The 4,543-nt window shown below is 55.1% G+C and carries 5 protein-coding genes and 1 pseudogene; 4 read left to right on the forward strand and 2 right to left on the reverse strand.

The features are described 5' to 3' along the window. On the reverse strand, window positions 1-350 hold a 350-nt coding region (locus FDW95_RS11690; RefSeq protein ID WP_096756010.1), incomplete at its 3' end, for a DUF2002 family protein. 123 nt (window positions 351-473) lie between these two features. Continuing rightward, a complete protein-coding gene (locus FDW95_RS11695) occupies window positions 474-1,808 on the reverse strand; it encodes a PLP-dependent aminotransferase family protein (RefSeq protein ID WP_115257655.1) in 1,335 nt (444 codons plus the stop codon). Between the two features lie 90 nt (window positions 1,809-1,898). On the opposite strand from FDW95_RS11695, the gene FDW95_RS11700 reads away from it, so the two are divergent. The 4 genes and pseudogenes from FDW95_RS11700 to nrdE form a co-directional block, all read left to right on the forward strand. Further along, window positions 1,899-2,330: a carboxymuconolactone decarboxylase family protein gene (locus FDW95_RS11700; RefSeq protein WP_096756008.1), complete on the forward strand. Its 432-nt coding sequence runs from the start codon at window positions 1,899-1,901 to the stop codon at window positions 2,328-2,330. A gap of 225 nt (window positions 2,331-2,555) precedes the next feature. Next, window positions 2,556-2,801 carry a glutaredoxin-like protein NrdH gene (nrdH, locus tag FDW95_RS11705; RefSeq protein WP_115257654.1) on the forward strand — a complete coding sequence of 82 codons (246 nt, stop codon included), beginning with the start codon at window positions 2,556-2,558 and terminating at the stop codon, window positions 2,799-2,801. Further along, the gene (nrdI, locus tag FDW95_RS11710) at window positions 2,798-3,208 is read left to right on the forward strand and encodes a class Ib ribonucleoside-diphosphate reductase assembly flavoprotein NrdI (protein WP_115257653.1); all 411 of its coding nucleotides are present in this window, start codon (window positions 2,798-2,800) and stop codon (window positions 3,206-3,208) included. The genes nrdH and nrdI overlap by 4 nt, the downstream gene beginning before the upstream one ends. Then, window positions 3,181-4,521 (forward strand): annotated as a pseudogene (nrdE, locus tag FDW95_RS11715) (class 1b ribonucleoside-diphosphate reductase subunit alpha); the annotation flags it as partial. The gene nrdI and the pseudogene nrdE, both read left to right, overlap by 28 nt. Between the last annotated feature and the right edge of the window lie 22 nt (window positions 4,522-4,543).

The raw sequence follows: 4,543 nt of genomic DNA on the forward strand, positions 1-4,543 counted from the left end.
TAGTTTGTACTCACGTCACCAAACAACCCATTTAAATAACGTTCCAGCGCAATACGCGAGCTGAAGCCGTGTGGAATACCATAATGTTCATGGGTTTCTCCGGCTAAATAAAGCGGGAATTGCTGATAGTGATCGCAGGTTTTAATATCCGTTGACGGATCCGCTAACGAAGAACTTCGTTCTTTTAACGTGGGGTGGATCACTAATGCTGTGCGTCCCATACGCGCTTCACGATTAACATACACATAGTTTTCGCCACGTCGATAACCGTACGCTTTCTGCGTCACTACATCCACGGTAAAGCCTACTTTCTCAAGTACGCGCGCCACCTCATCGGGTCTTAAATACATATATTTTTCCTCGTTATCTTTTACCGCGGGCTTACCTTACCTGATTCAGCATTAGCAACGCTTTCAGAAAAGTCCATAAACGCATGAAGAGAGTGAGGCGGCTATCTTAAGCATGGCGCTGGATCAGGTTATTGCCAGCCGAAGTTGACGGGCGGCCTGCCGGGCCATTTCCACCGACGGGATATTGGTAAATGACAGTAATATACCGCCCTCTCCCGTTGAAGTTATTCGCCATTGGCTTAACGCCTGAACCGCCAGGCCAGCCAGATTCGCTTTGCGCACCAACGCCGTATCTTCGCCGCTCACCGATATCACCAGTTGAATTCCGCCTTGCTGAGGTACAACGGTAAAGCCGTATTCCGTCAGCGCACTTTCCATCCACTGACGCCGCTGGGCATAGTGTTGGCGCATTTTTTTCAGGTGCCGCCAGAAATGGCCATCACGAATAAAATCCGCCAGCGTTTGCTGCCATAACAGCGGCACGTTACAAGCCGTCAGCGCCGCCTGGCGGCGAAAGCGCGCGACCTCCGTCACCGGCACCACCAACCAGGCTGTACGTAAAGCCGGAAATAATGATTTGCTGAAGGTACCGGCATAAATCACCCGCTGCGGCGCATCCAGGCTTTTTAGCGGCGGCAACGGTTTTCCGTGGTAGCGAAACTCGCTGTCGTAGTCATCTTCAATGATCCATGCCCGCGCATGGGCGGCCCACTCCAGCAATTGGTGTCGACGGTCAAGCGAGAGAGCAACGCCCAACGGACTTTGATGGGCTGGCGTGAGGAGGGCAAAACGCGCCTGCGGGTAGTTGCGGATCCCGGCGCTCACATCCAGACCCTCGCCATCGACCGGGACGGGCAGCAGTTCAACCTGTTCCTGCGTTATAACGGGGCGGATCAACGGAAAACCGGGATCTTCTACCCACATTCCTGCGCCGGGATTTGCCAGCGCCCGCAGGATTAAGGTCATGGAGGCCGCATAGCCCGAAGTAATAAAAATCTGCTCTGGCAGGCACTCAATACTGCGGGATACGCGCAGATAATCAACGATCGCCTGGCGTAGCAACAGTTCGCCGCTGACATCACCCAAGGCGAGATCGGAACGTGTCTGCGTGCGTAAACGCCGCCCCATCACCCGCGCCCAGACTTCGCGGGGAAAGAGATCGAGCGCCGGTAATCCCATCTGAAAAAGTTGCGGTGTAGGGTTTTCTCCGGCAAAGACCGTTGGTGCGACGGGCGAAGTGTCCAGTCGCAGTTGCTGACTGACAAACGTTCCGGCCTGCCCGCGTCGTTCCAGCCAGCCTTGCGCCACCAGATCTGCGTAGGCGTTTTCCACCGTCGAGCGTGAAACGCCCAGTTCCTGGGACCAGGTGCGGCTGGACGGCAAGCGTGTGCCAGGCTTAAGTTCCCCTTTCTCAATAGCGGTTTTTAACTGACGGGCGATTTGCTGGTAGCGTGGCATTTATGGTCTGCTTTTTTGATAACAATATGGCTCTCTTTAGCAGACCATTATAGTGATACATTGCGGGTCATCCAAACGAGGAGAAATACCATGACGATGTTACGCCAGCCCTATTATGAACTTAGCCCTGAAATCTATAATGCTCTGGTTCAGGCCAGCAAAGCGCTGGAAAACTGCGCGTTGGAGCCTACACTGACGGAGTTGATTTACCTGCGGGTCTCGCAAATCAACGGCTGCGCGTTTTGTCTGGAAATGCACAGTAAAGCCCTGCGTAAGTCTGGCGTAGAACAGGCCAAACTGGATGCGCTGGCAGGATGGCGCGTCAGCCACCATTTCAGTGATCAGGAACGCGCAGCGCTGGCATGGGCCGAATCCGTTACCCACATCGCCTCGACGCACGCCGAAGACGACGTTTATATGCCGCTGCTGAACCATTTTAGCGCCAAAGAAATAAGCGATCTGACGTTCGCCATTAGCCTGATGAACTGCTTTAACCGCCTGGCAGTGGGCATGCGCATGTAATTCTGTGGTGCCGGATGGCGGCGCAAACGTCTTATCCGGCAACCCGTAATGCTACATACCCCGCCCTCCGCCACACTCATCTCCCGGCCCCTTACCACTCTAAAATCCCATATCTTGTATGGTTGAATCTTTTATAAACTACATCTAGTATTGATTACATCACGACACACACAACCCGACGCCATTATAGCGCCGCTTTTACACCCATAAATGGAAATACGAATCATGCGTATTATTATTTACACTCGCAATAACTGTATTCAGTGCCACGCCACGAAACGGGCGATGGAAGGCCGTGGGCTTGACGTCGAGATGATCAATGTCGATCTGGCCCCCGAGCTGGCAGAAACCCTGCGCGAGCAGGGGTTTCGCCAATTACCGGTGGTGGTAGCAGGGGAAACCCGCTGGTCAGGATTTCGCCCGGACATGATCAATCGTCTGCGTCCGCAGCCCCACGTGGCCAACACATGAGCACCCTCGTCTACTTCTCCAGCAGCTCTGAAAATACCCATCGCTTTATGCAGCGTCTGGGGCTGCCCGCCGTGCGAATTCCGCTTAACGAACGCGAGCGGATCCAGGTAGACGAACCTTACATTTTAGTCGTGCCGTCTTACGGCGGCGGTGGTACGGCAGGCGCGGTCCCGCGACAGGTGATCCGCTTTTTAAACGATCCCCACAATCGGGCGTTAATTCGCGGCGTCATCGCCGCCGGCAATCGCAATTTCGGCGACGCCTACGGCCGCGCGGGTGACGTAATTTCACAAAAATGCGCCGTGCCGTGGCTCTATCGCTTTGAGCTGATGGGGACGCCAGGCGACATCGACAACGTGCGAAAAGGAGTGAGCGAATTTTGGCAACAACAACCGCAGAACGCGTAGTTCAGCCCACGCTGGATTATCACGCACTTAACGCCATGCTGAATCTGTACGATAACGCCGGGCGTATTCAGTTTGAGAAAGACCATCAGGCGGTGGACGCGTTTATGACAAATCACGTGCAGCCCAACTCGGTGGTGTTTGCCAGCCAGGACGCGCGTCTGGATACGCTGGTAAGCGAAGGTTATTACGACGAAAGCGTTTTGACCCGTTATGATCGCGCTTTCGTGGTGAAGCTGTTTGCCCACGCTCACGCCAGCGGGTTTCGCTTCCAGACCTTTCTCGGCGCATGGAAGTATTACACCAGCTATACGCTGAAAACCTTTGACGGTAAACGCTACCTCGAGGATTTTGCCGATCGCGTGACGATGGTGGCGCTGACACTGGCACAGGGTGATGAGACGCTCGCCCTGCGACTCACCGACGATATGCTCGCCGGGCGTTTTCAGCCCGCCACGCCAACCTTCCTTAATTGCGGCAAAGCCCAGCGCGGCGAGCTGGTCTCCTGCTTCCTGTTACGTATTGAAGACAATATGGAGTCCATTGGTCGGGCGGTAAATTCGGCGCTGCAGCTTTCCAAACGCGGTGGCGGCGTGGCGTTTCTGCTCTCCAGCCTGCGCGAAGCCGGAGCACCGATTAAGCGTATTGAAAACCAGTCTTCCGGGGTGATCCCGGTGATGAAGATGCTGGAAGATGCGTTTTCGTATGCCAACCAACTGGGCGCGCGACAGGGCGCGGGTGCGGTGTATCTGCACGCGCACCACCCGGATATTCTGCGCTTTCTCGATACCAAGCGCGAAAACGCCGATGAAAAAATTCGCATTAAAACGCTGTCACTTGGCGTGGTGATCCCGGATGTTACCTTCCGTCTGGAAAAAGAGAATGCGCAGATGGCGCTGTTCTCCCCCTATGACGTGGAGCGTATTTACGGGAAACCGTTTAGCGACATCGCCGTCAGCGAACGCTATGACGAGTTACTCGCCGACGCACGCGTGCGCAAGCGGTACATTAACGCCCGTGACTTCTTCCAGCGGTTGGCGGAAATCCAGTTTGAGTCCGGCTACCCCTACATCCTGTTTGAAGACACGGTGAACCGCGCCAACCCCATTGCCGGTCGCATCAACATGAGCAACCTGTGCGCGGAAATTTTGCAGGTCAACAGCGCCTCAACCTACGATGAAAACCTCGACTACGCGCAGATTGGACGCGATATCTCCTGCAATCTCGGCTCGCTGAACATTGCCCACACCATGGATTCGCCGGACTTTGGCCGCACCGTTGAAACAGCGGTTCGCGGCTTAACCGCCGTCTCCGACTAGACTGGCCCCCTGAATCTCC

Source organism: Citrobacter sp. wls718 (assembly GCF_005280945.1).
Lineage (GTDB): Bacteria > Pseudomonadota > Gammaproteobacteria > Enterobacterales > Enterobacteriaceae > Citrobacter > Citrobacter gillenii.

Bases quoted from the DNA above. Each gene is read 5' to 3' on its own strand.
- FDW95_RS11695 (WP_115257655.1), bottom strand. From the start codon at position 1,808: ATGCCACGCTACCAGCAAATCGCCCGTCAGTTAAAAACCGCTATTGAG.
- FDW95_RS11700 (WP_096756008.1), top strand. From the start codon at position 1,899: ATGACGATGTTACGCCAGCCCTATTATGAACTTAGCCCTGAAATCTAT.
- nrdH (WP_115257654.1), top strand. From the start codon at position 2,556: ATGCGTATTATTATTTACACTCGCAATAACTGTATTCAGTGCCACGCC.
- nrdI (WP_115257653.1), top strand. From the start codon at position 2,798: ATGAGCACCCTCGTCTACTTCTCCAGCAGCTCTGAAAATACCCATCGC.